Origin of the sequence: Rhodococcus sp. NBC_00297 (genome assembly GCF_036173065.1) — a bacterium.
GTDB lineage: Bacteria > Actinomycetota > Actinomycetes > Mycobacteriales > Mycobacteriaceae > Rhodococcoides.
In genome coordinates this window covers 1,041,214-1,066,208 of record NZ_CP108041.1, presented here as the reverse complement: position 1 = coordinate 1,066,208, position 24,995 = coordinate 1,041,214, and the positions used below count along the sequence as shown (strand labels likewise).

Genomic DNA, 24,995 nt, shown 5'->3' with positions numbered 1-24,995 from the left:
ACTTCCGGGCATGACGATCACCGACACCCGCCCCGCCGGCGCCGCCACCGAACCGCGCTGGACCACCGCTCCCACGACGTCCGCGGAATGGATCGACCGTGCCCACGAGGTGGCCGCGATCCTCGCCGTCGACGCCGTCGCCCGTGATCGCGCCACCGAGGCGCCGCACGAGGAGGTGACGTTGCTGAAGGAGTCCGGTCTGGTCACGATCCTCGGGCCGACCGAGTTCGGTGGTGGCGGGCAGACCTGGGAGACCGCCTACCAGGTGATCCGCGTCGTGGCCGCCGCCGACGGGTCGATCGGACAGCTGCTCGGCTACCACCTGCTGTGGTTCTGGGCGGCACGTCTGGTCGGGACGAAGGAGCAGATCGCTGCCGTCGAACAAGCCGCCACCGAGAACACCTGGTTCTTCGGCGGCGCGGTCAACCCGCGCGACAACGACGTCGAGATCACCGACGAGGGCGACACGATCGTCTACAACGGTGCCAAGACGTTCTCCACGGGCAGTCGTGTCTCCGACGTGACCGTGCTCGAGGGGGTGCTCGCCGGTACCGACACCCACGTCTTCGCCATCGTTCCGTCGAACTCCGAGGGCCTGACGTTCCACGACGACTGGGACAACATCGGTCAGCGTCGCACCGAGAGTGGCAGTGTCACCATCGATCACGTCCGCACCGACTGGAGCTCGGCCGCCGGATTCGCGAACAAGGCGTTCGAGCCGCGGGTCTACAACACCCTCAACGTCCCGATCATCCAGCTGGTGTTCGTCAACTTCTACCTCGGCATCGCACGCGGAGCCCTCGAGACCGCTGCCGACTACACGCGTACCACCACGCGAGCGTGGCTGCACAGCACCGTGGACAACGCGCTCGACGAGCCCTACATCATCGACCTGTACGGAGACTTGACCGGGAAGCTCTGGGCCGCAGAGGCTCTCGCGGACGCCGTGGCCGCGGAGCAGCAGCGGATCCACGAGAACGCCTGGACCGTCACCGAGCACGAGCGCGGCGAGCACGAGGTGCGCGTCGCCGCGGCGAAGGCACGCGCCACGGAGGTCGCCCTGGAGATCACGTCGGGCATCTTCGAGGGGCTCGGCGCCCGCGCCACCGCGTCGAGTCACGGATTCGACCGTTTCTGGCGCAACGTGCGCACGCACACGTTGCATGATCCGGTGGCCTACAAGCGCCGCGAGGTCGGCCGCCACGTGCTCACCGGTGAGTTGCCGCAACCCACCTGGTACTCCTGAAATCATATGTCGCGCACTATTATCGAACCGAGGACTGCATGAGTACAGAGAAGATCGCCGACGAAGTGAAGTTCGCCTACTGGGTGCCCAACGTCAGTGGTGGCCTCGTCACCAGCGACATCGAGCAACGCACCAGCTGGGAGTTCGAGTACAACAAGAAGCTCGCGCAGACGGCGGAGAACAACGGGTTCGAGTACGCGCTGAGCCAGGTCCGGTACGAGGCCAGCTACGGAGCCGAGTTTCAACACGAGTCCACGAGCTTCAGCCTGGGACTGCTCCTCGCGACCGAGCGCCTCAAGGTCATCGCCGCCGTGCATCCCGGGCTCTGGCAACCGGCCGTGCTCGCGAAACTCGGTGCGACAGCGGACCATCTCTCCAACGGACGCTTCGCCGTCAATGTGGTGAGTGGATGGTTCAAGGACGAATTCACGCATCTCGGTGAGCCCTGGCTCGAACACGACGAGCGTTACCGACGCAGCGCCGAATTCCTGCAGGTGCTGCGCAAGATCTGGACCGAGGACGACGTCGATTTCCGCGGCGACTTCTACCGCATCCACGACTTCACGCTCAAGCCGAAACCGCTCAACACGCCCGCGCGTCCCAATCCCGAACTGTTCCAGGGTGGTAATTCGTCGGCGGCACGGGAGAACGCAGGTCGGTACTCCGACTGGTACTTCTCCAACGGCAAGGACTTCGACGGTATCACCGAGCAGATCGACGACGTGCGGCGCGTCGCACAGGCCCATCAGCGTGAAGTGAAGTTCGGTCTCAACGGCTTCATCATCGCCCGCGACACCGAGAAGGAGGCGAGGGACACCCTCCGCGAGATCATCGAGAAGGCGAACAAGCCGGCAGTCGAGGGGTTCCGCGGTGCCGTGCAGCAGGCCGGCAGTTCGACGTCGGACAAGAAGGGCATGTGGGCCGACTCGAGCTTCGAGGACCTCGTGCAGTACAACGACGGCTTCAAGACCCAGCTGATCGGTACGCCCGAACAGGTGGCGACGCGCATCGTCGACTACCGCGACCGCGGCGTGGACCTCATCCTCGGCGGTTTCCTGCACTTCCAGGAGGAGATCGAGTACTTCGGAGCGAAGATTCTGCCGCTGGTGCGGGAGATCGAGGCCGCGCGGGCGAGTGACCGCGAACCCGTCGGCGTCGCCTGAGCGAGGAGTCACTCACCGCGGGTCCGTAGTGTTGGTGAGCGGCGCGGCCGCCGCAGTCGGCGGCCGACCGACGACCAGCACCGAGGAAGAGGAATCGAGATGACCTTCTCACCAGGGGGACCCGACCACGACCACGGCCGGACGGACCCGCGGACGACCACCTTCGGAGACCCGTCCACGGAGACCGGGCAGGTCGACGACCGTTCAGCGTCGATCGACCGCACTGACGGCGCTGCGACCCCGTCCGTCGACGCGGACGCGGCCGGCGCCGACGACAACACGACCGAGCAGATCGCGGCGCGCACGACGCAGGTCGCCCGTATCGCGTCGTACGTCGTCATCGGCACCGGTGTCCTCGCGTTCCTGCTCGGTCTGTCCGCGCAGTTCGCGCTCGGCGGTGAGTCCTCCAACTTCTTCGAACGCGAGCTGGGCGACCCGACGTCCGTGGCGCTGCTCCTCCTCGCTGCGCTCGTCACGGCCGCGGGCCTCCTGCCGCGGCAGACGACGTCGCGGGGACTGGTCGCGGCGCTGTCCGTCACCGCGTTGCTCACGCTGATCTTCCAGCTGGTGAACCGCGGGGCGGCGTTCACCGCCTTCGGTGAGACCGTCCGCGTCGGTATCGGCATCGGGTCGATCCTGGTGCTGATCCTGGCCATCGTGCAGGTGGCCGCGGCCGTCGGTGCGCTTCTCGTCGACTCGGGAGTCGTGACGGTTCCGGCGCCGCGTCCGAAGCAGCAGCAGTTCGGCCAGCCGGGTGGCCCGGGACAGCAGGGTCCCGGCCAGCAGAACTACGGGCAGCAGGCATATGGCCAACAGGCATACGGCCAGCAGGGCGCCTACGGCCAGCAGGGTTACGGGCAGCCACAGAGCTATGGCCAGCCGCAGGGCTATGGCCAGCCCCAGGGGTACGGGCAGCCGGGTGCCTACGGGCAGCCGCAGGGATACGGCCAGCCGCAGGGTTACGGGCAGCCCCAGGGTTACGGTCAGCCGGGTGCCTACGGGCAGCCGCAGGGATACGGCCAGCAGGGTCAGGCGCAGCCCGGCGCCTACGGTCAGCAGGGATACGGCCAGCCGCAGGGCTACGGATCGCCCTACAGCGCCCCGACCGAGCGCTACGGGCAGCCGGTCGGCCAGACCGCCGCGGACACCGCCCCCGCGCACGCCGCATCGGCGGAGTCCGCGACACCTCCCACCGGCGAGCAGTCGTCCGCGCAGCAGCCGAGCACGGAGGAGCGCACGCCCGAGCAACAGGCACCCGAGCAGCAGGCACCCGAGCAGCAGGCGCCGGAAGCCACCCGCGCACTCGACTTCGGCGATCGGTCGGACGACCGCCGCTGAACCGCGTCGTCGGCGCGCCTAGGTTCTCCACCGCGCCGACGGTGAGAACCTGATCGGTGATGACCTCACTACTCGATCGCGAACCGCACACGCGGGGCCGTTTCGGTCCGAATCCCGACGAGGCTCGAATGCTGCTCACCGTGGCGTTCCGGCCCGTCGGGCTACTCCTGGCCGTCGTCACGGCCGTGGTGCTGGTGACGCTCGTCTCCGCGAACAGCGACCTGACGGGGACGTTCGGAGCGTTGGCCGCCACGTGGCTGGCCGTGCATCAGGTGCCGCTGGGCATCGCCGGTGCGACGTTGTCGATCCTTCCGCTGCTGCCCACTCTCGTGCTGGTGCACGCGGTGTCGTCGGCGGTCGCGCGGCCACTGACCGACGCCTCCACCCGTCGCGACATCGGATGGGTCGTCGGCGCGGCGATCGCGGGTCCGCTCGCGATGGCGGCGGTGATGCTCGCGATGATTCACGACGCGTCCACCGTCATCGCCCTGAGCACGCCCAACGCACTCGCCACCTTCGGGTGGGTCATCCTCGTGCACGGCATCGGTACGGCGATCGGCTGCATCCGCGGTACCTGGCCCTCACTCATGCGCACGGTGGTCCTGCCGCCGTGGCTCGCAGCGTCCTTCGCTCCGGCGGCGCGTGCCGGCGCGGTGCTGCTCGCCGGTGGCGCCGTCGTCGTCGCCACCTCTCTCGTGCTGTCCTTCTCCACGCTCGGCACGCTGCTCGAGTCCGGCGGCGGGATCGGCGGAGCGCTGGGTCTGACCGCGATCTCGGTGCTGTATCTGCCCAACATCGTGGTGGCGGCGTCGTCGGTCGTCACCGGGTCGTCCGCCCACGTGGGCGCGGCGATGGTCTCCGTCACCGAGACGACCGGCGGTCAGCTTCCTGCCGTCCCGGTGCTGGCAGTCATGCCCGAATCGTCGGCCCAGGTGTGGTGGCCGGTCATGCTCGTCGTCCCCGCACTCGCCGCCGTGGTGCTCGGGCGTGCGTGTGCTCGTGCGACGACGTCCCTGGCGGACGCTGTGCGCAGTGCCGCCGCCGCCGCGGTCTGCGTGAGCGTGGCGGCCGTCCTGATCGGCGTCGTCGCCGGTGGCTCGGTGGGAACGTTCGGCCATCTCGGTGTCGACGCGCCGCTCCTCGGCGTCACCACCTTCGCGTGGTGCCTCGTGGTGGGCGCGCTCACCGCGGCCGTCACCGCCTGGTCGATGCGGCGCCACGACATCCACGGATGGCACGAGGACAACGAAGCCGAGGAGAGTGAATCCGACGACTCCGCGGGCACATCGATGCTCGGTGAGCCGGCCGCCCTCCCCGCAGCCCCGGACGCCGCGCCGACGGACACGGACATCGTGGAAGCCGAGACCGAAGCCGAGACCACCGACACCGACACCGTCGAGACCGAAGACGATGCCGTGGAGGCGGACGTCGTCGACGCCGAGATCGTCGACCTGCCGGACGAGTCGGCCGAGCCCGAGAAGCCCGGCGGCACCGACACCGCTCCCTGACGCGCGTCCTCCCCGAGCGAGGCCGATCGAGGAGGCGAACGGCGGCCGTCTAGGCTTCCTGTCGGCGTGATCCCACGCCGACAGAGCACCTGACCCGCCCGAGCAGCTGAGGAGAAGCACGCTGTCTGCCCCGCGTTCGACACCCGGGCGGGACCTCCCGGCCCGCGTCGTCGTCCTCGCCTCGGGGGTCGGATCACTGCTCGGATCGTTGGTCGAGGCCGCGTCCGCTCCCGAGTTCCCGGCCGAGGTCGTCGCCGTGGTGGTGGATCGCCCGTGCGGCGCCGAGGGCGCAGGGCTGCCGTCCCGGCGAGTGGCCGTGTCGGACCACGGTTCGCGTGCGGAGTGGGATGCCGCCCTCACCGAGGTCGTGGACTCCTGGTCACCGGATCTCGTCGTGAGTGCGGGATTCATGCGGATCCTCGGGCCGGTGTTCCTCGCACGCTTCGGTGGCCGCATCGTCAACACCCACCCCGCACTGCTGCCGTCGTTCCCGGGCGCGCACGCGGTGGCCGACGCCCTCGCCCACGGTGTGAAGGTCAGCGGGTCCACCGTCCACCTTGTGGACGACGGTGTGGACACCGGGCCCATCGTGGCCCAGGAAGCTGTTCCGGTGCTCGACGGCGACACCGAGGAGTCGCTGCACGAGCGCATCAAGATCGTCGAACGACGGCTGCTGATCGACGTGGTCGCCGCCGTCGCCACACGCGGAGTCATCACCGATGGACGAAAGGCCCAGATCCCCAGTGACTAACCCAGAGAACACGCGCGCCGTCTCGCGCGCACTCGTCAGCGTCTACGACAAGACCGGTCTGGACGAGCTGGCCGTGGGCCTTCACGCCGCCGGGGTGGAGATCGTGTCCACCGGATCGACCGCCGGGCGCATCGCCGCCGCGGGCGTACCGGTGACTCGGGTCGAAGACCTCACCGGCTTCCCCGAGACCCTGGACGGCCGCGTGAAGACGCTGCATCCGCGCGTGCACGCGGGCGTCCTGGCGGACACGCGCAAGCCGGAACACCTCGCGCAGCTCGACGAGTTGGGCGTCGCTCCGTTCGAGCTCGTCATCGTCAACCTCTACCCGTTCACCGAGACGGTCGCGTCCGGTGCGAGTCCGGACGAGTGCGTGGAGCAGATCGACATCGGTGGCCCGTCCATGGTCCGCGCCGCGGCGAAGAACCATCCGTCGGTGGCGGTCGTGGTGGATCCCGCTCGCTACGCCGACGTGCTGACCGCGGTGCAGGGTGGCGGCTTCACGCTCGAGCAGCGAATCGCGCTGGCCGCCACGGCGTTCCAGCACACCGCAGCATACGACGTCGCGGTGGCGTCCTGGATGACCGACATCCTCGTCGCCGGCGGTTCCGACGAGTCCGAGCACTTCCCGGCATGGATGGGCGCGACCTACGAGCGCGCCTCGGTTCTGCGCTACGGCGAGAATCCGCACCAGGCCGGCGCTCTGTACGTCGACCCGTCCGCTCCCGCCGGCATCGCGCAGGCGGAGCAGGTGCACGGCAAGGAGATGTCGTACAACAACTACACCGACGGTGACGCCGCCTGGCGTGCCGCGTTCGACCACGATCTCCCGTGCGTGGCGATCATCAAGCACGCCAACCCGTGTGGCATCGCGGTGTCGGCGTCCGGCTCCATCGCCGAGGCGCATCGCAAGGCGCACGCCTGCGATCCGGTGAGCGCGTACGGCGGCGTCATCGCGTCCAACCGCGAGATCACCGTCGAGATGGCCGAGCAGGTCGCCGAGATCTTCACCGAGGTCATCATCGCCCCGTCCTACGCCGACGGCGCGCTGGGAGTGCTGCAGCGCAAGAAGAACATCCGCGTCCTCGTGTGCGAGCCGCCGACGGCGGTGCCGGAGATCAAGCAGATCTCGGGCGGCCTGCTGCTGCAGGACCGTGACCGTCTCGACGCCGCGGGCGACGATCCGTCGGGGTGGACCCTGGCCGTGGGCGAGCCCGCCGACGAGGCACTGCTGGCCGACCTCGAGTTCGCCTGGAAGGCGTGCCGCGCCGTCAAGTCCAACGCCATCCTCATCGCCGCGGACGGTGCGTCCGTGGGAGTGGGCATGGGACAGGTCAATCGGGTCGATTCCGCCGAACTGGCCGTGCGCCGCGCCGGCGACCGCACCACGGGCGCCGTGGCCGCGTCGGACGCCTTCTTCCCGTTCCCCGACGGCTTCCAGATCCTCGCCGCAGCGGGGGTGGCGGCGGTGGTGCAGCCCGGCGGATCGATCCGCGACACCGAGGTCGTGGAGGCAGCGCGCGAGGCGGGCGTGACCATGTACCTGACCGGGTCACGCCACTTCGCACACTGACCTCTCCCAACCTCGCCCCCCGAACTTCGACCCCCCGAACTTCAACCCCGCGGGCTCAGCCCTTCGCGAGAACTTTCTCGATGGGCTTAGCGAGCTTCTCCGGCTTGGTGGTCGGCCCGAAACGGTCGACCACCTTGCCGTCGGCGTCGATGAGGAACTTGGTGAAGTTCCACTTGATGCGGCTGCCCAGCACGCCCGACTTCTGGTCGCGCAGCCACTTGTAGAGCGGGTGCGCGCCGTCGCCGTTCACCTCGATCTTCTCGTGCATCGGGAACGTGACGTCGTACCGCAGCGAGCAGAAGTTCTTGATCTCGTCGGCGTCGCCGGGCTCCTGGTGCCCGAACTGATCGCACGGGAAGCCGAGAACCACCAGCCCCTGCGGCCCGTACGTCTTGTTCAGCACCTCGAGGCCCTCGTACTGCGGCGTGAATCCGCACTGCGAAGCGGTGTTGACGATGAGGAGCGGCTTGCCCTTGTAGGCGGCGAGGTCGACGGGCTCGCCGTCGATGGTCGTGGCGGTGAAGTCGTATGCACTGGTCTCGGTCACCGCTCGACGCTACCGGCAGGAGGCCACATCGTGTTTGGTCTGTTCTCGGCGAGGGTAGACGCGGGCCATGACTCAGGACCACCGTGACGGCGACCCGGACGGCGGAATGAAGGAGGGCAGCTCGGAGCGCGAGCCTCGCGACGACGAGCGGACCTTCCGCGCACACGCCGGCGAGGCCATCGCCGATGCCCGGAACTGGCCCGGCTACTTCCTCATCGCACTGGGCCTCGGGGCCATGGGTCTCGGGCTCACTGCCGCAGGAGGCGGTTTCGAGGGGTGGGTGATGATCCTGTTCCCGGCCACCGTGATCCTCTGGGCCGCCGGTCTGACAGTGATCCTGCTCGAACGCAAGCGCGTCAAGAACGCCGAGGGCAAGGACCTAACGGACCCGTCGGGGCACTGATCGAGCTGTGCACGTGCCGAAACGGCTCGACGCTCGTACGTTGGAAGGGTGACCCAGTCTCCCAGTAGTCGAGATCCACACCCGCGCGCGACCACCCTCGGTGAACTCCGCGCGTCGGGACACGTCCAGAAGACAGTCAAGAACGAACTCCGCGACAACCTGCTCGACGCCCTGCGCGAGGGCCGCGACGCATGGCCCGGCATTCTCGGATTCGAGAACACCGTCCTTCCGCAGATCGAACGCGCACTCCTCGCCCAGCACGACGTCGTTCTCCTCGGCGAGCGCGGGCAGGGCAAGACCCGCCTGCTCCGAACCCTCGCCACGCTGCTCGACGAGTGGACGCCCGTCATCGACGGCTCCGAGCTCGGTGAGCATCCCTACGACCCCATCACCCCCGCCTCGATCCGCCGGGCAGCCGAACTCGGCGACGATCTGCCGGTGTCCTGGCGCCATCGCTCCGAGCGGTACTCGGAGAAGCTGGCGACCCCGGACACGTCGGTGGCCGACCTCGTCGGCGACGTCGACCCCGTGAAGGTCGCCGAGGGCCGCAGCCTGGGCGATCCGGAGACAATCCACTTCGGCCTCGTGCCGCGTACCCACCGCGGAATCGTGGCGATCAACGAGCTGCCCGACCTCGCCGAGCGCATCCAGGTGTCGTTGCTCAACGTGATGGAGGAGCGCGACATCCAGATCCGTGGCTACACGGTGCGGTTGCCCCTCGACGTGCTCCTCGTCGCGAGTGCGAACCCGGAGGACTACACCAACCGCGGTCGGATCATCACTCCGCTGAAGGACCGGTTCGGCGCCGAGATCCGCACCCACTATCCGATCCTGCTGACCGACGAGATCGCGGTCATCGAGCAGGAGGCCGACCTCACCGCAGTCGTGCCGCCGCACGTGCTCGAGGTGCTGGCGCGGTTCACCCGGCTGCTGCGTGAATCGCCGTCGGTCGACCAGCGTTCCGGCGTCTCGGCTCGGTTCGCCGTCGCCGCCGCCGAGACCGTCGGCGCGGCCGCCGTGCACCGTGCCGCCGTGCTGGGCGAGTCCGATCCGGTGGCTCGACCCGTCGACACCCAGACGATCGTCGACGTCCTGCGGGGCAAGGTGGAGTTCGAGTCGGGCGAGGAGGGACGGGAGATCGAGGTTCTGAACCACCTGCTGCGGCGGGCCACAGCCGACACCGCACGGGACTCGCTCGGCGGTATCGACCTGGGCCCTCTCGTCACGGCCGTCGAGCAGGGTGAGCCCGTGATCACCGGTGATCGAGTCACCGCGAAGGTGCTGCTGAACGAGTTGCCGGATCTTCCTGTCATCGACGAGATCGCCGAGCGTCTGGGCGCGACCTCCGACGGTGAGCGCGCCGCGGCTGTCGAGCTCGCGCTCGAGGGTCTCTACCTCGCACGTCGCATCGGCAAGGACACCGGCGACGACGGGCAGACGGTGTACAGCTGATGGCGGGCCACAACTCCCGGTACGGGCCGTACGTCGACGGTCCGGATCCGCTGGCGCCACCCGTCGATCTGCGGGAGGCGCTCGACGCGATCGGTCAGGACGTTCTCGAAGGTGCGTCGCCGCGCCGCGCGATGCAGGAGATGTTGCGTCGCGGGACGAAGAACATGCGCGGCCTGGACGATCTCGCCGCGCGGGCGAACCGTCGTCGGCGGGAACTGCTGAAGAACAAGAATCTCGACGGCACCCTGCAGGAGGTGCGCGAGCTGTTGGACGAGGCGGTCCTCGAGGAGCGCAAGACCCTGGCCCGTGCGCTGGACGACGACGCCCGCTTCCAGGAGATGCAGATCGCCGAACTGCCTCCGTCGACGGCGCAGGCCGTGCAGGAGCTCGCCGACTACGACTGGCGCAGCAGCGAGGCGCGGGAGAACTACGAGAAGATCAAGGATCTGCTCGGCCGCGAGGTGCTCGATCAACGCTTCAAGGGTATGAAGCAGGCACTCGAGGGGGCCACCGAGGAGGACCGTGCTCGGGTCGCCGAGATGCTGTCTGATCTCAACGACATGCTCGACGCCCATGCGCGCGGGGAGAACACCGACGAGCAGTTCGAGAAGTTCATGCGCGATCACGGTGAGTTCTTCCCCGAGAATCCCGAGACCATCGACGACCTGATCGATGCTCTCGCGGAGCGGTCCGCGGCAGCGCAGAGGCTGCGGAACTCGCTCTCCGCGGAGCAGCGTGCCGAGCTGGACGCGTTGGCGCAGCAGGCCTTCGGCAGCCAGGACCTGATGGACCAGCTGTCGCGACTCGACGCGAATCTGCAGTCGGCCCGGCCGGGGGAAGACTGGGACTCCGCCCAGAAGTTCCGCGGTCAGGAGGGCATGGGACTCGGCGACGGGACCGGTGTGCTGCAGGACATCGCCGAACTCGAGGAGCTGGGGGACCAGCTCTCGCAGCAGTACAACGGTGCGGCGCTCGACGACATCGACGCCGATGCGTTGCTGCGCCAACTGGGTCCGGAGGCGGCCGCGGACGCGCGGACGTTGGCGGACCTGGAGAAGGCGTTGCAGCAGGAGGGTTTCCTCGACAAGGGGGCCGACGGACAGTGGCGCCTGTCCCCGAAGGCCATGCGGCAGTTGGGGCAATCGGCTCTGAAGGACGTCGCGGGCGGCATGGCATCGCGCCGCGGTGAGCGTGACACCCGCCGAGCGGGCGCGATGGGCGAGCCCACCGGTGCGTCGCGCGCCTGGGAGTTCGGCGACACCGAGCCGTGGGACGTCGTCCGGACGGTGACCAACGCCGTCCTGCGCACCGCGACGGAACCTCGCGGAGACGGCGAGACCGGAGTGCGTCTGGCCGTCACCGACGTCGAGATCAGCGAGACCGAGCTACGGTCACAGGCCGTGGTGGCCCTGCTGGTGGACACGTCGTTCTCCATGGTGATGGAGGGTCGCTGGGTTCCGATGAAGCGGACGGCGCTGGCGTTGAATCACCTCGTCAGCACGCGGTTCCGCGGCGACGATCTGACGATGATCGGTTTCGGACGACACGCGCAGACGCTCACACCGTCGGAACTGGCGGGGCTCGACGGCGCGTGGGACCAGGGCACCAACCTGCACCACGCGCTGATGCTGGCCACGGCGCACCTGCGGCGCAATCCCAACGCCCAACCCGTGGTGCTCATCGTCACGGACGGCGAGCCGACCGCCCATCTCGAACCGGACGGCCACGCCTTCTTCGATTATCCGCCGCATCCGCGGACCCTCGGGTTGACGGTCAGGGAGCTCGATACCCTGGCGAAGATCGGTGCGCAGGTGACGATCTTCCGGCTGGGAGACGATCCCGGTCTGGCCCGCGTCGTGGACCGGATGGCCCAGCGCGTGGGCGGGCGGGTCGTCGCACCCGATCTGGACGGACTCGGTGCCGCGGTGGTGAGCGACTATCTGAGCGCCCGCAGGAAGCGCTGAGCCGGCTCAGGTCCCGTTGAGCACCGTGCGGGTGCCCACCGGGGCCGCGAGCTGCAGCTCCATGGTCCCGTACACGGCGATCATGATGCAGGACTTGTCCTTGGCGGATTCGAGGGTGCCGGTCCGGACGGTGACCACCACCGTCTCCTCGGTCTCCTCCACGGTCGCGTCGGCGCCGTAGCACTCGGGAGTGCCGGTGACGAAGTGCACCGCGATCCGGTTGCCCGGCAGCGCGGTCCACGCCTCGAACGGTGTGGACTGCGCCATCACCAGCGACGCGCCGGGTGTGAACTCGGTGCCCACCTGGTCCGCGGCCACCTCGTGGGGAACCGGCGGTGAGCCGGGGACGGGCACGAGGTCGGTGGGGGACGCCGCGCCGGTCTCGAGGTCGCCGGCGTCGCCGGGGTCGGAGGAGCCGCATCCGCCGAGTGCGACACACAACAGCAGCCCCAGGGCGAACGACCTCATGACCTCCACGGTAGCGCGGCCGCGCGCGGGCCCGGCCGAGCTCGCTCCCACGGTCACGCGAGCAGCGCGGCGACGAGGGCGATGACGGGAACGGACACCAGCGTCGTGACGAACGCGGTGTCGCGTGCCAGCACGGTTCCGCGGCCGTAGCGGGTGGCGTAGATGAACACGTTCTGCGCGGTGGGAAGCGCTGCGATGACCACCACGGCGAAGAGGTCGTGGCCGTCGATGCGCCACACCCACCGCGCCAGGACGTAGGTGAGGACGGGCAGCACGGCCATCTTGAGAAAGGCCGCCAGCGCGACGTCGCGGCGCGGTCCGGCTCCCCGCTCGAGCACGCGTACGCCCTGCAACGACATGCCGAAGGCGAGAAGGGCGCCGGGAACGCTGGCGCCGCCGAGCAGTGCGAACGGCTGCATCACGGGGTCGGGCAGGCTCAGACCCGTCACGGCGAGCGCCAGTCCGGCGAGGCCGGCGAGGACGATCGGGTTGGTGAACGGGGCTGCCACGACACCGACCAGCGAGGTGCCGCGCGACGACGTCGAGACGTCCAGGATCGTCAGGGCCAGCGGCGAGTAGATCATGATCTGGAAGAGCAGCAGCGGCGCGACGAACGAGGCGTCGCCCAGGACGTACACGGCGATGGGGATGCCGAGGTTGGCCGCGTTGACGTAGGACGCGGCGAGTGCCCCGATGGTGGCCTCGGGGACCGTGCGCTTCGTGATCGTCAGGGCGATCACCAGATACAGGGCTCCGACCAGCAGAGCCCCCACGGCCGTGATGGCGAGTGTGGGGGAGAAGATCACCGACAGGTCGGCGCGGGCGAGGGTGTCGAACAGCAGCGCCGGAGTGGCGACGAAGAACACCATCCGCCCCAGAACGAGTCCGCCGGACTCACCGAGTACGCCCGTACGGGCGACGACGTAGCCGATGAAGACGACCACGAAGATGACGGTGAATCCGGCGAGAACTCCTGACACGGGGGGCCTGTCAGCCCCTACCGGTCGACACTCAGCGGGTGGTGAACGGAAGGAGCGCCATCTCGCGTGCGTTGCGCACGGCGGTGGCGACCTGACGCTGCTGCTGGGGGGTCAGCCCGGTGACACGGCGGCTACGGATCTTGCCGCGATCGGAGATGAACTGACGCAGCAGGTTCACGTCCTTGTAGTCGACCTCGGTGATGCCCGCCGCGATGAGCGGGTTCTTCTTGGGCTTGCGATCCTTCTCGACCCGATCCTTCTTGGACGGGCCCCTCTTCACTGCCATGAGTTCTCCATCTCACCAACTGCTCTTGTGGACGCCGGGAAGTTCCCCGCGATGTGCTCTCTCTCGAACGCCGATGCGGGAGAGTCCGAATTTCCGGAGGTACCCGCGCGGGCGACCGTCCGCAGCGTCTCGATTGCGCAATCTTACCGGACTCGCATCGCGCGGTAGACGCTGGAGAGCCCGCTGCGCCGCGAACCGGTCCTCGTCGCTCGTCGAGGGCCTCCGGATCAGCTCTTTCAGCTCGTGGCGACGTGCCGCGTGGCGGGCGACGATCTCGGCCCGCTGGGTGTTGCGGGCGATCTTCGACTTCTTGGCCATCAGCGTTCCTCCCGGAAATCGACGTGTCGACGCACGACGGGGTCGTACTTGCGCAGGACCAGTCGGTCGGGATCGTTGCGCCGGTTCTTCCGGGTGACGTACGTGTGGCCGGTGCCGGCGGTCGACGTCAGTTTCACGATCGGCCGGACGTCGGTGCTCTTGCTCGCCATGTCAGAACTTCTTTCCGGCCGCGACGAGCCGCGTGACGACGGAGTCGATGCCGTCGCGGTCGATGGTCTTGATCCCCTTCGCCGAGACCGTCAGCCGCACTCGTCGGCCGAGGCTCGGTACGAAGTAGGTCTTGTGCTGCACGTTGGGGTTCCACCTCCGACTCGTGCGGTGGTGGGAGTGCGAGACGGACTTCCCGAAGCTCGGGACCCGTCCTGTGACGTCGCAGTGCGCGGACATCGCGAACCCTTCCTCTCTGTCGACTGGTGACCGGTGACTTTATCGACAACAGTTGTCGACAAGCGCTGTATCGGAACTGTACGCTCGGACGCCGGTAACTGACAATCGTTGTCGACAACTCGAAGAATCGAAAGGACGTGCAGTGCCGATGGAGAACCTCGAGGCGCCCGACAGGAGAACGCCCCTGGTCGTGGTGTGCGGGCCGGAGGATCTCGGCGCCGCGGTGAGCGCGACGTTCCAGGAGCCGGGCACGATCGTCCTGCACCACGATCTCTCCGACGCCACCGTCGGTGTCGTGCGGCGGCGGACGGTCCGGGTGGACGACGACGGCACGCCGACCACGCGGGTCGTCGACCTGGCGGGTCTCGGGTGCTGCGTCTCCTGCCTCCTGCGCGAGGATCTGCTGCCACTGCTGCGATCGGCCTCCGCGGACTCGTCCGTGCGACGCATCGTCGTCCGGGTCGATCCCTCGCTGGAGGTCGAGGCGATCTGCTGGGCGATCGAGAACACCGTCGTCACCGGCATGGTCGGTCGGGTGGACGCCACGGCGTCGCGAGACGTGCGCATCGAGGCGGTCGTCGGCTGCGTCGACGGCGCGACCTGGCTGTCCGACGCCACCGGCGACGAGCTCGTCGGCGAACGGGCGTTTCCGCCCGGGCCCGACGGCGGTCAGGTCGTGGATCTTCTCGACGACCGCACCGTCGCGCAGGTCGCCGTCGGCACCGTTCGAGGATCCGATCTGCTGGTCGTCGCGGACACCGGAGTCGATCGGTGGGACGCCGCGCGCCTCGACGCGGTACTGGCGCGGCTCGCACCACGCGCGCCGCGGGTCTGGATCCTGCCGGGCGAACGTCCGCGAGACCTGCTGGCCTTCGTTCCGGCGACGGCGCGGCGAGGACTCATCGACGACGCCCACGCGCCACTGCTCGACGGGCAGCCGCCGCTGTCGGCGGAGTGCGGCGTCACTCTGGTCGAGTTCACGGACCGACGGCCGTTCCACCCGGGCCGGCTGCACGACGCGATCGACGTTCTCCTCGACGGTGTCGTCGCCACCCGCGGTCGGCTGTGGGTGGCCACGCAACCCGACGCCGTGCTGTGGCTCGAGTCCGCCGGCGGTGGGCTCCGGGTGGCCTCCGCGGGCTCGTGGCTCGCGGCCATGGCACCGGACGACTACGAGGAGGCGCCCACCGCCCGCCGCGCTCTCGCCGCACTCGCCTGGGACGAGGAGTACGGGGATCGCGCGCAGTCGCTGGTGGTGCTGGTGCACGAGGCAGATCCCGAGCACGTGTACGCGGCGCTGTCCGACGCGCTGCTCACGCCGGACGAGCTCGAGACTCCCGAGCTCTGGGCCGAGTGGGCCGACCCTTTCGGGCAGTACCACGAAGATCCCTGCGAGACAGAAGGTTCCGCCGTCGGGGCGGACGACGACAGAAGGGCTGCACAGTGAAGAAGAACGTACATCCGGACTACCATCCGGTCGTGTTCCAGGACTCCGGGACGGGATCGATGTTCCTGACGAGGTCGACCGTCACCAGCGATCGCACCGTCGAGTACTCGGACGGTCGCACATATCCGCTGGTGGTCGTCGACGTCACCAACGAGTCGCACCCGTTCTGGACCGGCGCGGCGCGGGTGATGGACACGCAGGGACGCGTCGAGAAGTTCGAGCGTCGCTACGGCACCCGCACGAGAAAGGCCTGACCCGTGGCTGTTCCCAAGAGGAAGATGTCCCGCTCGAACACGCGCAGTCGACGCTCGCAGTGGAAGGCGACGCCGCCGGATCTGGTGTCCGTCACCGTCGGCGGCGTGACGCACCGGGTGCCGCGTCGGCTGGTGAAGGCGGTGCAGACGGGACTGTTGGACCCGTCACGACTGACCTGAGGGGCTAGCATCGCCGCATGAACGTCGACGTCACCCTGCTTCCCGGCATCGGGGTACGCAAGGATTTCGCGTTGTCCACGGGGCGACGCATCGGGGTCATCACGCGCAAGGACGGCACGAACGAGCTGATCGTGTCGAAGAAGGAGGACCCGGACTCGACGCAGGCGTCGATCACGCTGACGAACGAGGAGGCGGCGGCGCTCGGCAACCTGCTGGGCACGCCGCAACTCGTCGCGCAGCTGGGGGAGGAGCACCGCGACCTCCCCGGTATCCGGACCCGGCAGTTGCCGATCCACGAGGGATCCCGCTTCGACGGCCGACTTCTCGGCGACACCGCCATGCGGACCAAGACCGGGGTGTCCATCGTGGCGGTCATGCGGGCGGGGCAGGTCCAGCCGTCGCCGCCGCCGAACTTCACCCTCGTCTCGGGCGACCTGCTCGTCGTCGTCGGAACGAGCGACGGTCTCGATCACGCAGCGAAGATCCTCGGTAGCTGACGGGTGGGAGAGACTGCGCTCGGACTGACCGAGCTGGGCGCTGTCTTCTTCGCGCTGGGGTTGCTCGCCAGGCTCGCGTCGCGGATCGGCATGTCCCCCATCCCGTTCTATCTGCTCGCCGGGTTGTTCTTCGGCAACGGCGGCATCGTCGAGCTCGACGGCATCGACGACTTCACCCATCTCGCGAGCGAGATCGGCGTGGTGCTGCTGCTCCTGCTCCTCGGACTCGAGTACACCGCGAACGAACTGGTCACCGGGCTGCAACGGTCGTGGACCGCGGGCCTGGTCGACCTGGTGCTGAACTTCGTGCCCGGTGCGGTGACAGCGCTGATTCTCGGCTGGGGACCGATCGGCGCCCTGGTGCTCGGCGGTGTCACCTACATCTCGTCGTCCGGCATCGTCGCCAAGGTGCTCGGTGACCTGGGCCGACTGGGCAACCGCGAGACGCCCGTCGTGCTGTCCATCCTGGTGTTCGAGGACCTCATGATGGCGCTCTATCTGCCGATCCTCACCGCGGTGCTCGGCGGCGTCAGCATTCTCGGCGGCGCCGAGGCCGTGGGGATCTCCCTGTTGGTCGTCGCCGTCGTGCTGGTCGTCGCACTGCGGTACGGGTGGGTGGTGTCGAAGGTGGTCGCCAGCCGGGACCGAGAGGTGGTGCTGCTGAAAGTCTTCGGGCTCGCCCTCCTGGTGGCCGGAATCGCGTCGGCGATGCAGGTGTCCGCGGCCGTGGGGGCGTTCCTGCTCGGGATCGCCATCTCGGGATCCACCGCCCAGGCCGCCACCCGGGTGCTCGAGCCCTTGCGTGACCTGTTCGCGGCCATCTTCTTCGTCGTGTTCGGGTTCAACACCGACCCGCGCTCGATCCCGCCCGTCCTCGGGTACGCGGTGCTGCTCGCGGTCATCACCGCGGTGACCAAGGTGGCCACCGGCGCGTGGGCCGCGAAGCAGATCGGCGTGGGACAGCTGGGCCGGATGCGTGCCGGGGCAGCACTGATCGCGCGCGGCGAGTTCTCCATCGTCATCGCGGGTCTGGCCGTCGCGGCCGGCGCCGTGGAGAGCGAGCTGGCCGCACTCGCCACGGCCTACGTGCTGATCATGGCCGTCGCCGGACCCATCGCAGCCAGGGTCGTCGAGCCCGTGACGCTGCGCGTGCTGGCGGCGCGGGGTCCGACGTCATGAGACCGGCCTGTTGCAGCGATGCCTTCTTCGCCGCGAGCGCTGCCCGAGCCGCTGACCGGTCCCGGGTCCACTGCGCGACCACCTCGTCGGCGTCGACGCGGCCGATGGGTACCTGAGGTCCCACGGGCGCCCGCAGCCAGTCCATGATGCGCGCGTTCAGATCCTTGACGATCGCACGGACCGCGTCCTCGGACCGTACGTCCCGCAGCGCCTCCGGGAGACGCTCGACCTCCTTGCGCAGGCGGAGCGGCGTCGGCAGAAGAGCATCGCCCGAGAGGTTCTCGCGCTTCAGATACCCCCGCACCCAGGACAACTCGTCGGTGCTCGACGGCGGGATCGGCTTGCCGAGGCCCGGCAGGTTGTCGAAGGCGCCGTTCTCCTGAGCGGACGCGATCTGCCGGTCCACCCACGTCTGGACACTGATGTCCGACGGCTTGCGTTCCGTCATGCGACGAGACCTCCTGCGCTGCTGTGCCTATCCGACGGGGTCGGACCCGAGCTCCTCCACGAAGTCGCGGACCAGTTGCTCCGCGATCACCCGAGCCTTGACGTTGGCGGCCTGACTCATCGTCGCGATGTGGTCGAAGGCCGCCTCCGGCGACATCCGCTGCGTGACCATCAGCAGGCCCACTGCCTGACTCAGGACACTGCGGCTGTCGAGCGCCGTGCGCAGCGAGGACACCTCGCGTTGCGCGCTGCCGAGCAGCTGCTCCCGCAACCGGGCGAGCTCGAGGTGCACCCGGACACGTGCGACGAGCTCCGCCGGCTGGAACGGCTTGGTCACGTAGTCGTCCGCACCGAGGCGGAGGCCTTCGACGACCGACTCGGATCCCGCACGTGCACTGAGCAACACGATCGGGACGCGCACCAGCCGGCCGTCGGACCTCGCCTCGTCGACGAGCGAGAGACCGGAGCGTCCCGGCAGCATGATGTCGCTGAGGATGACGTCCGGCGGGTGGGCGCGGGCGTGCGCCATCGCGGAGTCGACATCGGCGAACATGGTCACGTGCCAGTTCTGTTCGCGGAGCAGTCCGACGAGGTAGTCGCGCATGTCGGCGTTGTCCTCGACGAGCACCACCTGGCGCTGATCGGGTGTCGGATCGGTCCGGACGCCGTCCAGCGGTCGCCAGGTGTCGGCTTCACCGATGTACCCGGCGCCCAACGCTTCCGCGACCTCCTGTGTGGTGGCGTCGGAGGCGGGCGGCGCGGACGCCACCGTGCGGGGAAGCGTCACGGTGAACGTGGATCCCGTGCCGTCCGGGCCGTCGCTCACGTCGATGGTGCCGTGCAGGGCGGCCACGAGGTCGCGCACCAGGGAGAGTCCGACGCCGGACCCCTCGCGGCTGCGACCGGCGGCGGCCGCGACCTGATAGAACCGATCGAAGATCTTCGCTCGGTGGGCCTCGGGGACACCCGGTCCCGTGTCCGTGACCGTCAACGTCACCGTGTCCGCGTCGTCTCGCAGGCTCACGGTCACCGATCCCGCCGTCGTGAACTTGACCGCGTTGGACACCAGGTTCATCACCACGTGAGTCCACATCGTGCGGTCCATCTCGGCGAAGCGGTGGGTGACGCCGTCGAGTGCGAGGTGCAGTTCCACGCCGGCCCGCGCCGTCGCGTCGCGGAACATCGAGGCGCAGTCCGTGGTGAGCGAGACGATGTCGGTCGGTTCGAGAGACACGACGAATCCGTCGGCATCGCCGCGGGCGACGTCGAGCAGGGTGTCCACCAGTCGCTGCAGTCGCAGTGCCGCGCGCCGCGCGGTCTGCAGCGATCGCACCCGGTGCGGCGGCAGTGGGTTCTCCTGGTCGTCCACCACGTCGCCCAACGGACCCAGGAGCAGTGTCAGCGGGGTGCGGAACTCGTGGCTGACGTTCTCGAAGAACCGGGTCTTGGCAGCATCCAGCTCTTCCAGGTCGCGAGCCCGGCGGCGTTCTGCCGCATACGAGTACGCATCCGTCAGCGCCGTCGAGATGCGTCCGGCCACCAGATCGAGGAACACGCGGTACGGCTCGTCGAAGCGCCGCAACGCGCTGATGCCGGCCACGAGAACGCCGACGGGTCGGCCCGACGACGCGTGCAGGGGGAGCACGACGGCGGTCGTGCCCACGATCTCGCCGACACCGCTCGTGCTGACGCGATCGATCACGCCGCGATCGACGGTCGTGGCGGTGTGCGGCCGACCGGGGAGCGTCGCGGACGTCGAGGCGACGGGACGGATCTCGCCGAGTTCCGCGTCGTGGGTGGTGCGGAGGTGGATGGACGCGAACGGCACGTCGGCCTCGTTGCCGGCGAGCAGGTCCAGTGACGCCCGGCAGACGTCGTCGATGTCGCGGGAGGCCACGGAGATCGAGCCCAGCTCGTGCAGCACCGACATGCGGCGCTCCGCCAGCACCTGCTGGGTCACGTCGGTGGTGGCGACGAAGACCCCGTTCACCGTGTCGCCGGAACCGAGGATCGGGCTGTAGGAGAACGTGAAGAACGTCTCCTCGAGGTAGCCGAAACGGTCCAGCAGGACGCGCTGACGGGTGCGATGGACGGCGGTGCCGCGCAGGGCGTCGTGCGCCAACGGGCCGAGCTGCTCCCAGCCGACGCGCCAGCAGTCCGCGGCGCGCTGGCCCACGGCCTCGGGAAACAGGTCGCCTGCCATCGGGGTGTAGGCGTGGTTGAAGAGCTGGACCAGATCCTCGCCCCACCACACGAGCTGTCCCACCTCGGACGGGAACAGCGTGCGGATGGCGGTCACCAGTGCGTCCGGCCAGTTCTCGACCGGTCCGAGTGACGTCGTCGACCAGTCGAACTCGCGATGGGCGGTCGAGGTGGCGTCCGTGCCGGGGAACAGCTCGTCGCGGGTCGTCACGCGACCACGTGCATCATGCGAGCACACCCGTCATGCGCTGTGTGCTGTCGTCGTCCCCGGCATTCCTGATGAACCTTCCTCGCGTCTCCGTACAGTGTAAAGGTGCGCGCGGGGTGGTGACGACTTCGAGCGGATCAGGCCAGCGCACTCCCGGCGAGCCACTCGGACCACGGGACGCTCCAGTCACCGTTCTGCCACTGCTGCAGCGGTGCACCGCCGGTGTCGCGCACCTCGACGACGTCGCCGGGCACCGAGAAGTCGTAGAACCAGGACGCGTTGGCCCGGCTCAGGTTGAGGCAGCCGTGCGAGACGTTGGTGTTGCCCTGCGCCCACACGGTGTCCTCGAGTTCGTGCAGGTAGATGCCGTCGTTGCTGATGCGCGTCGCGTAGTTGATCGACTCCTTGTACCCGAGGCGCGAGTTCACCGGCAGCCCGTACGTCGAGGAGTCCATGATCACCGGGTTCGCCTTGTCCAGCACGGTGTAGACGCCGGGCTGAGTCCAGAACGTCAACGTCTGGCCACCGACGGTCTCGCTGCCGCCCATGCCCATCGACGTGGGCATGGTGCGCACGAGCGTGCCGTTCTCGTACACCTCTACCTGCTTGGTGTCGTCGTCGGCGACGGAGACGTGCGAGTCGCCGATGGTGAACGACGTGGTGACGTCCTCCTGTCCGAAGAGGCCCTCACCGACCTCGACGCCGTACACCTTCGCGGAGATGGTCACCACGGTTCCGGGCGTGTAGTAGTTCTCCGGCCGCCAGTGGACGTTCTGGTCGTCGGCCCAGTACCAGGATCCGGTCACGGCGGGCGTGGTCTGGACGGACAGCGTGCGCTCGGCGGCGGCGCGGTCACCGATGGGCTCGTCGAAGTGCACCACCGCGACGATGCCGACGCCGAAGGTGCCCCCGTCCGTGAGCAGGTTGCCGCCCGACGTCACGAAGGACGGCAGCGTGTAGTTGTCCGGCTCCACGGTCGTGAACGTGCTCGTCTGCTCGTGCGCGGCGCCGTCGGTCGCCTCGGTGTCGATCTCCAGTGAGTACTGCTTCCCGTAGCCGAGCGTGGAGGCCGGCTTCCAGGTGGATCCGTCGGGTGTCACGACCCCGTCGACGACGACACCGTCCGCGTTCGTCATCCGCACCGCGGTGATGGTGCCGTTCGACGCCGTCACGCTCACCGGCGCGAGCGGGTTGACGTCGGCCGCGCCGTCCGGCGGGTCGAGGGTGAGGGTCGGCGCGGGTGCGGCCTGCGTCGTCTCCGGCGCGCCGCCGGAATCACCTCCCGAGCCGCCGTCACTCGATCCGATGGTGCAGGCCGAGGCCAGCAGCATCACGAACGCGAGGCACGCCAGGAGAACGGTGCGGAGAAGGGCAGGACGGGACGACATGCGGGTGCTCCGTAAGGTGCGGAATCGGGCAGCGCGACGACACGGCGCTGACCACCACGGTAGCGCGTGCGCGGCGCTCACCCCCGCCGAGCGGGAGTGCGGGTTCGATGGAAGCATCGCGGGCATGACCACGACTCGCCGCCGATCCTCCGTCCCGGACGCGTTGCCGCCCCAGGTGGTCGTCCTCTTCGGTGCCACCGGAGACCTGGCCAAACGCAAGCTGCTCTCGGGGATGATGCACCTCGTCCTGTCCGAACTGGCGCCGCGGATGCGCGTCGTCGGTACGTCGTTGCAGGAGATGACGTCGGACGAGTTCCGAGCGATGGCGAAGGAGGCGATCGAGCAGTTCTCCACGCGCACACCGACGGAGGACGAGTGGGACCGCTTCGCGACTCGCCTGACCTACGTGCCCCAGACCGCCGGCCCGCAGGCGTTGTCGGACGCGGTGGCAGCGGCGGAGAAGGAACTCGGGGACGGCGTGCAGCGGCTGCACTATCTGTCGGTACCGCCGTCCGCGGCGCTCGCCGTCATCGACATGCTCTCCGAGGCGACGCTCGTCGAGCGGGCCCGCATCATCATGGAGAAGCCGTTCGGCACCGATCTCGCCAGCGCCGTCGCGCTCAACGCGGCTGTGCACGAGACCTTCGCCGAGGAGCAGATCTTCCGCATCGACCACTTCCTCGGCAAGGAGCCGGCGCAGAACATCCTCGCGTTCCGCTTCGCCAACGGTCTATTCGAGCCGATCTGGAACCGCACGTTCATCCAACACGTGCAGATCGACGTGCCCGAGACTCTCGGACTGGACGGCCGCGCCGGCTTCTACGAGTCGACGGGTGCCTTCAAGGACATGGTGGTGACCCACCTGTTCCAGGTACTGGCCTTCACGGCCATGGAACCGCCCACCGCGCTGGAACCCGAGGCGATCAAGGAGGAGAAGAACAAGGTCTTCCGCTCCATGCTTCCCCTCGATCCGCGGAACGTCGTGCGCGGCCAGTACTCCGGCTACCGCAGCGAGAAGGACATCGCCCCCGACTCGGACACCGACACCTTCGTCGCCCTGAAGTGCCACATCGACAACTGGCGGTGGGCGGGTGTGCCGTTCTATCTCCGGACCGGCAAGAAGCTGGCCGAGGGGCAGCGCATCATCTCGATCGCGTTCCGGGAGCCGCCCAAGTCGATGTTCCCGGCGGGCTCCGGCGTCGGCGCCCAGGGGCCGGACCACCTGACCTTCGACCTCACCGACTCGTCGAAGGTGTCGCTCTCCTTCTACGGTAAGCGGCCGGGCCCGGGCATGCGCCTGGACAAGCTCAGCATGCAGTTCGCGCTGCACGAGACGGAGAGTGCCGCAGACGTTCTGGAGGCGTACGAGCGGCTGATCCTCGATGCGATGCACGGGGATCACACGCTGTTCACCACGTCCGAGGGCATCGAGCGGCTGTGGGAGGTCTCGGCACCGCTGCTCGAGGACCCGCCGCCCGTCCGGTCCTACGCGCCGGGATCGTGGGGTCCCAACGCGATCCACAGTCTGGTCGCGCCCGATGCGTGGCGGCTGCCGTTCGAGCGCGAGTGGCGCGGGGAGTGACCTAGTTGCAGGTACTCGGCGCCGGTGTCCCGGCGAACCGGCCGTCCAGCCATTCCGCCGGCGCACTTCCGAGGTTCAGGATGCCGTGGCCCTGCCCCGGTGCCTCGCGGAGCTCGATGGTGTCGCCGAGTGCGCACGCTCGCTGCACCGCGGCCACTGTCCACTCCGGGAGTGCGAGTCGATCCAGTTCGCCGTAGCCGACGAACATGGGCGCGGTCGCCGCGGCGCCCGGCACTCCGGCCTCGGTGAGCCACGCGCGCAGACGATCTGCGGCGGCCTCGTCCACCGGTGCGTAGTCCGCCGGTGTGACGGACTCGGCGATCGCGCTCTCGAGCCCGTCGTTCTCGCCCTCGCAGGCGGCGAAGACGTCCCGACGTTCGTACAGCACACCGCGGAGGTAGTCGGTCACCTGGAGGTCGGGGTGCGCGACGGACAGCCCTGTCAGGACCGACGGCACCAGCGCGACCTGTTCGGCGGTGAGTGTTCCGGCCACCATCGCGTCGACGAGCGGGCTCAGGTCGGTCGCGGGGGACATGCTGATGGTGCCGACGAGGCGGAGTCCGTCGCCGTAGTCGGCGGCCCGTTCGTTGGCGGCCCACACCGCCTGCCCGCCCTGGGAGACGCCGTAGCCGATCCAGGAGTCGGACGCCGTCGGTTCCACCTCGCGCGCTGCGCGCACCGCGTCGATCACGTTGTTGCCGGCCGTGGCGGCATCGAGGTACGGGTGCGGACCCGGGGTGCCCAGGCCCTCGTAGTCGGTCATGGCGACCACGTAACCGTTGGCGAGGAAGGGGATCACGGTGGTGAGCGCCCCCAGCAGCCCGATGTGGGTGGACGGCGCGCACCGACTGTCGGTACCGGTGGTCGCGTGGCCGACGGAGACGACCGGCCACCCACCCGCCGGTGGGTCGCCGCGAGGAACGAGGACCAGCCCGCTCACCTCGGTGGCGGAGCCGTCGATGCCGGAGGTCGAACGGTAGAGCACCGTCTTCGACACCGCTGTCAGGGTGGCGAGCGCGGGATAGCCCGCGAAGTCACGGGGGGTGCCCAGCAGTGAGCCGGCGGCGACGTCGGCGAGAGAGTCGACGGCCGTCTCCGGGTCCGACTCTCCGGGCAGCCCAGCGCAACTCGCGCAGAGGACGGCCAACACCGACAGCCAGGTCAGCGCGACGTGGCGGCGCGCGGTCGTCGTCTCGATCGCGGCCACCG

The 24,995-nt window shown here is 69.0% G+C and carries 26 protein-coding genes; 15 read left to right on the top strand and 11 right to left on the bottom strand.

Features of this window, described 5'->3' with window-relative positions; genetic code table 11:
* The first annotated feature begins 10 nt into the window (after positions 1-10).
* From OG947_RS05045 to purH, 6 genes are all read left to right on the top strand, one after another.
* A complete protein-coding gene (locus tag OG947_RS05045; RefSeq protein ID WP_328813251.1) occupies positions 11-1,246 on the top strand; it encodes an acyl-CoA dehydrogenase family protein in 1,236 nt (411 codons plus the stop codon).
* 38 nt (positions 1,247-1,284) lie between these two features.
* Positions 1,285-2,409: a dimethylsulfone monooxygenase SfnG gene (sfnG, locus tag OG947_RS05040; protein ID WP_027504151.1), complete on the top strand. Its 1,125-nt coding sequence runs from the start codon at positions 1,285-1,287 to the stop codon at positions 2,407-2,409.
* A gap of 99 nt (positions 2,410-2,508) precedes the next feature.
* The gene (locus OG947_RS05035; protein ID WP_328813250.1) at positions 2,509-3,747 is read left to right on the top strand and encodes a DUF5336 domain-containing protein; all 1,239 of its coding nucleotides are present in this window, start codon (positions 2,509-2,511) and stop codon (positions 3,745-3,747) included.
* A 59-nt stretch (positions 3,748-3,806) separates the two neighbouring features.
* The gene (locus OG947_RS05030; protein ID WP_328813249.1) at positions 3,807-5,255 is read left to right on the top strand and encodes a cell division protein PerM; all 1,449 of its coding nucleotides are present in this window, start codon (positions 3,807-3,809) and stop codon (positions 5,253-5,255) included.
* Positions 5,256-5,361: 106 nt separating this feature from the next.
* Complete coding sequence (gene purN / locus OG947_RS05025; RefSeq protein WP_082544624.1) at positions 5,362-6,006, top strand: phosphoribosylglycinamide formyltransferase; 645 nt, start codon at positions 5,362-5,364, stop codon at positions 6,004-6,006.
* Positions 5,975-7,576: a bifunctional phosphoribosylaminoimidazolecarboxamide formyltransferase/IMP cyclohydrolase gene (purH, locus tag OG947_RS05020; RefSeq protein ID WP_442973090.1), complete on the top strand. Its 1,602-nt coding sequence runs from the start codon at positions 5,975-5,977 to the stop codon at positions 7,574-7,576. The genes purN and purH overlap by 32 nt, the downstream gene beginning before the upstream one ends.
* Positions 7,577-7,631: 55 nt before the next feature.
* Here the strand turns inward: purH and OG947_RS05015 are convergent, their stop codons facing one another.
* Positions 7,632-8,123 carry a glutathione peroxidase gene (locus tag OG947_RS05015; protein WP_204866400.1) on the bottom strand — a complete coding sequence of 164 codons (492 nt, stop codon included), beginning with the start codon at positions 8,121-8,123 and terminating at the stop codon, positions 7,632-7,634.
* A 67-nt stretch (positions 8,124-8,190) separates the two neighbouring features.
* On the opposite strand from OG947_RS05015, the gene OG947_RS05010 reads away from it, so the two are divergent.
* From OG947_RS05010 to OG947_RS05000, 3 genes are read left to right on the top strand one after another with little or no spacing between them, the layout of a single operon-like run.
* Positions 8,191-8,526, top strand: a complete 336-nt coding sequence (locus OG947_RS05010; protein WP_081821049.1) for a hypothetical protein — start codon at positions 8,191-8,193, stop codon at positions 8,524-8,526.
* 48 nt (positions 8,527-8,574) lie between these two features.
* The gene (locus OG947_RS05005) at positions 8,575-9,978 is read left to right on the top strand and encodes a sigma 54-interacting transcriptional regulator (protein WP_222627689.1); all 1,404 of its coding nucleotides are present in this window, start codon (positions 8,575-8,577) and stop codon (positions 9,976-9,978) included.
* Positions 9,978-11,942 (top strand): vWA domain-containing protein, encoded by a 1,965-nt coding sequence (locus tag OG947_RS05000; RefSeq protein WP_056446995.1) that lies wholly within the window; start codon positions 9,978-9,980, stop codon positions 11,940-11,942. Before OG947_RS05005 ends, OG947_RS05000 begins: the two co-directional genes overlap by 1 nt.
* Before the next feature lie 6 nt (positions 11,943-11,948).
* Here OG947_RS05000 and OG947_RS04995 read toward each other — a convergent pair whose 3' ends face one another.
* Genes OG947_RS04995 through rpmB form a run of 6 tightly spaced genes read right to left on the bottom strand, consistent with a single transcriptional unit; the run spans position 11,949 to position 14,402 of the window.
* Positions 11,949-12,410: a hypothetical protein gene (locus OG947_RS04995; RefSeq protein WP_027504144.1), complete on the bottom strand. Its 462-nt coding sequence runs from the start codon at positions 12,408-12,410 to the stop codon at positions 11,949-11,951.
* Positions 12,411-12,463: 53 nt separating this feature from the next.
* Positions 12,464-13,390: an AEC family transporter gene (locus OG947_RS04990; RefSeq protein ID WP_328813247.1), complete on the bottom strand. Its 927-nt coding sequence runs from the start codon at positions 13,388-13,390 to the stop codon at positions 12,464-12,466.
* A 31-nt stretch (positions 13,391-13,421) separates the two neighbouring features.
* Complete coding sequence (rpsR, locus tag OG947_RS04985) at positions 13,422-13,676, bottom strand: 30S ribosomal protein S18 (protein ID WP_027504142.1); 255 nt, start codon at positions 13,674-13,676, stop codon at positions 13,422-13,424.
* Between the two features lie 12 nt (positions 13,677-13,688).
* Positions 13,689-13,994, bottom strand: a complete 306-nt coding sequence (gene rpsN, locus OG947_RS04980) for a 30S ribosomal protein S14 (RefSeq protein ID WP_027504141.1) — start codon at positions 13,992-13,994, stop codon at positions 13,689-13,691.
* Entirely contained in the window at positions 13,994-14,164 is a 171-nt protein-coding gene (gene rpmG / locus OG947_RS04975; protein WP_027504140.1) for a 50S ribosomal protein L33, read from the bottom strand. The genes rpsN and rpmG overlap by 1 nt, the downstream gene beginning before the upstream one ends.
* Position 14,165: 1 nt before the next feature.
* Positions 14,166-14,402 carry a 50S ribosomal protein L28 gene (gene rpmB, locus OG947_RS04970; RefSeq protein WP_027504139.1) on the bottom strand — a complete coding sequence of 79 codons (237 nt, stop codon included), beginning with the start codon at positions 14,400-14,402 and terminating at the stop codon, positions 14,166-14,168.
* A gap of 148 nt (positions 14,403-14,550) precedes the next feature.
* Between rpmB and mrf the strand changes: the two genes are divergently transcribed.
* From mrf to OG947_RS04945, 5 genes are read left to right on the top strand one after another with little or no spacing between them, the layout of a single operon-like run.
* Positions 14,551-15,849, top strand: a complete 1,299-nt coding sequence (gene mrf / locus OG947_RS04965) for a ribosome hibernation factor-recruiting GTPase MRF (protein WP_328813973.1) — start codon at positions 14,551-14,553, stop codon at positions 15,847-15,849.
* On the top strand, positions 15,846-16,103 hold the full coding sequence (locus tag OG947_RS04960) for a type B 50S ribosomal protein L31 (RefSeq protein WP_027504137.1): 258 nt from the start codon (positions 15,846-15,848) through the stop codon (positions 16,101-16,103). The genes mrf and OG947_RS04960 overlap by 4 nt, the downstream gene beginning before the upstream one ends.
* 3 nt (positions 16,104-16,106) lie before the next feature.
* Positions 16,107-16,283 (top strand): 50S ribosomal protein L32, encoded by a 177-nt coding sequence (gene rpmF, locus OG947_RS04955; RefSeq protein ID WP_056447007.1) that lies wholly within the window; start codon positions 16,107-16,109, stop codon positions 16,281-16,283.
* A 17-nt stretch (positions 16,284-16,300) separates the two neighbouring features.
* A complete protein-coding gene (locus OG947_RS04950) occupies positions 16,301-16,780 on the top strand; it encodes a cation:proton antiporter regulatory subunit (RefSeq protein WP_027504135.1) in 480 nt (159 codons plus the stop codon).
* A 3-nt stretch (positions 16,781-16,783) separates the two neighbouring features.
* Positions 16,784-17,959, top strand: a complete 1,176-nt coding sequence (locus OG947_RS04945) for a cation:proton antiporter (protein ID WP_027504134.1) — start codon at positions 16,784-16,786, stop codon at positions 17,957-17,959.
* On the opposite strand, the gene OG947_RS04940 is transcribed toward OG947_RS04945, so the two are convergent.
* From OG947_RS04940 to OG947_RS04930, 3 genes are all read right to left on the bottom strand, one after another.
* The gene (locus OG947_RS04940) at positions 17,874-18,407 is read right to left on the bottom strand and encodes a J-domain-containing protein (protein ID WP_328813246.1); all 534 of its coding nucleotides are present in this window, start codon (positions 18,405-18,407) and stop codon (positions 17,874-17,876) included. The genes OG947_RS04945 and OG947_RS04940 overlap by 86 nt on opposite strands.
* 27 nt (positions 18,408-18,434) lie before the next feature.
* Complete coding sequence (locus OG947_RS04935) at positions 18,435-20,819, bottom strand: ATP-binding protein (protein ID WP_328813245.1); 2,385 nt, start codon at positions 20,817-20,819, stop codon at positions 18,435-18,437.
* 134 nt (positions 20,820-20,953) lie between these two features.
* On the bottom strand, positions 20,954-22,204 hold the full coding sequence (locus OG947_RS04930) for a L,D-transpeptidase (protein WP_328813244.1): 1,251 nt from the start codon (positions 22,202-22,204) through the stop codon (positions 20,954-20,956).
* 124 nt (positions 22,205-22,328) lie between these two features.
* Between OG947_RS04930 and zwf the strand changes: the two genes are divergently transcribed.
* Positions 22,329-23,786: a glucose-6-phosphate dehydrogenase gene (zwf, locus tag OG947_RS04925; RefSeq protein ID WP_056447015.1), complete on the top strand. Its 1,458-nt coding sequence runs from the start codon at positions 22,329-22,331 to the stop codon at positions 23,784-23,786.
* Position 23,787: 1 nt separating this feature from the next.
* Here zwf and OG947_RS04920 read toward each other — a convergent pair whose 3' ends face one another.
* Positions 23,788-24,993: a lipase family protein gene (locus OG947_RS04920; RefSeq protein WP_328813243.1), complete on the bottom strand. Its 1,206-nt coding sequence runs from the start codon at positions 24,991-24,993 to the stop codon at positions 23,788-23,790.
* Positions 24,994-24,995 lie beyond the last annotated feature (2 nt).

Excerpts from the sequence above, each read along its gene's own strand:
- sfnG (WP_027504151.1), top strand. The coding sequence starts at position 1,285 with ATGAGTACAGAGAAGATCGCCGACGAAGTGAAGTTCGCCTACTGGGTG.
- OG947_RS04930 (WP_328813244.1), bottom strand. The coding sequence starts at position 22,204 with ATGTCGTCCCGTCCTGCCCTTCTCCGCACCGTTCTCCTGGCGTGCCTC.
- rpmB (WP_027504139.1), bottom strand. The coding sequence starts at position 14,402 with ATGTCCGCGCACTGCGACGTCACAGGACGGGTCCCGAGCTTCGGGAAG.
- rpsR (WP_027504142.1), bottom strand. The coding sequence starts at position 13,676 with ATGGCAGTGAAGAGGGGCCCGTCCAAGAAGGATCGGGTCGAGAAGGAT.
- OG947_RS05045 (WP_328813251.1), top strand. The coding sequence starts at position 11 with ATGACGATCACCGACACCCGCCCCGCCGGCGCCGCCACCGAACCGCGC.
- zwf (WP_056447015.1), top strand. The coding sequence starts at position 22,329 with ATGACCACGACTCGCCGCCGATCCTCCGTCCCGGACGCGTTGCCGCCC.
- OG947_RS04950 (WP_027504135.1), top strand. The coding sequence starts at position 16,301 with ATGAACGTCGACGTCACCCTGCTTCCCGGCATCGGGGTACGCAAGGAT.
- OG947_RS05035 (WP_328813250.1), top strand. The coding sequence starts at position 2,509 with ATGACCTTCTCACCAGGGGGACCCGACCACGACCACGGCCGGACGGAC.
- OG947_RS05030 (WP_328813249.1), top strand. The coding sequence starts at position 3,807 with ATGACCTCACTACTCGATCGCGAACCGCACACGCGGGGCCGTTTCGGT.
- OG947_RS05000 (WP_056446995.1), top strand. The coding sequence starts at position 9,978 with ATGGCGGGCCACAACTCCCGGTACGGGCCGTACGTCGACGGTCCGGAT.
- rpsN (WP_027504141.1), bottom strand. The coding sequence starts at position 13,994 with ATGGCCAAGAAGTCGAAGATCGCCCGCAACACCCAGCGGGCCGAGATC.
- rpmG (WP_027504140.1), bottom strand. The coding sequence starts at position 14,164 with ATGGCGAGCAAGAGCACCGACGTCCGGCCGATCGTGAAACTGACGTCG.
- OG947_RS05010 (WP_081821049.1), top strand. The coding sequence starts at position 8,191 with ATGACTCAGGACCACCGTGACGGCGACCCGGACGGCGGAATGAAGGAG.
- mrf (WP_328813973.1), top strand. The coding sequence starts at position 14,551 with ATGGAGAACCTCGAGGCGCCCGACAGGAGAACGCCCCTGGTCGTGGTG.
- OG947_RS04940 (WP_328813246.1), bottom strand. The coding sequence starts at position 18,407 with ATGACGGAACGCAAGCCGTCGGACATCAGTGTCCAGACGTGGGTGGAC.
- OG947_RS04995 (WP_027504144.1), bottom strand. The coding sequence starts at position 12,410 with ATGAGGTCGTTCGCCCTGGGGCTGCTGTTGTGTGTCGCACTCGGCGGA.
- purH (WP_442973090.1), top strand. The coding sequence starts at position 5,975 with ATGGACGAAAGGCCCAGATCCCCAGTGACTAACCCAGAGAACACGCGC.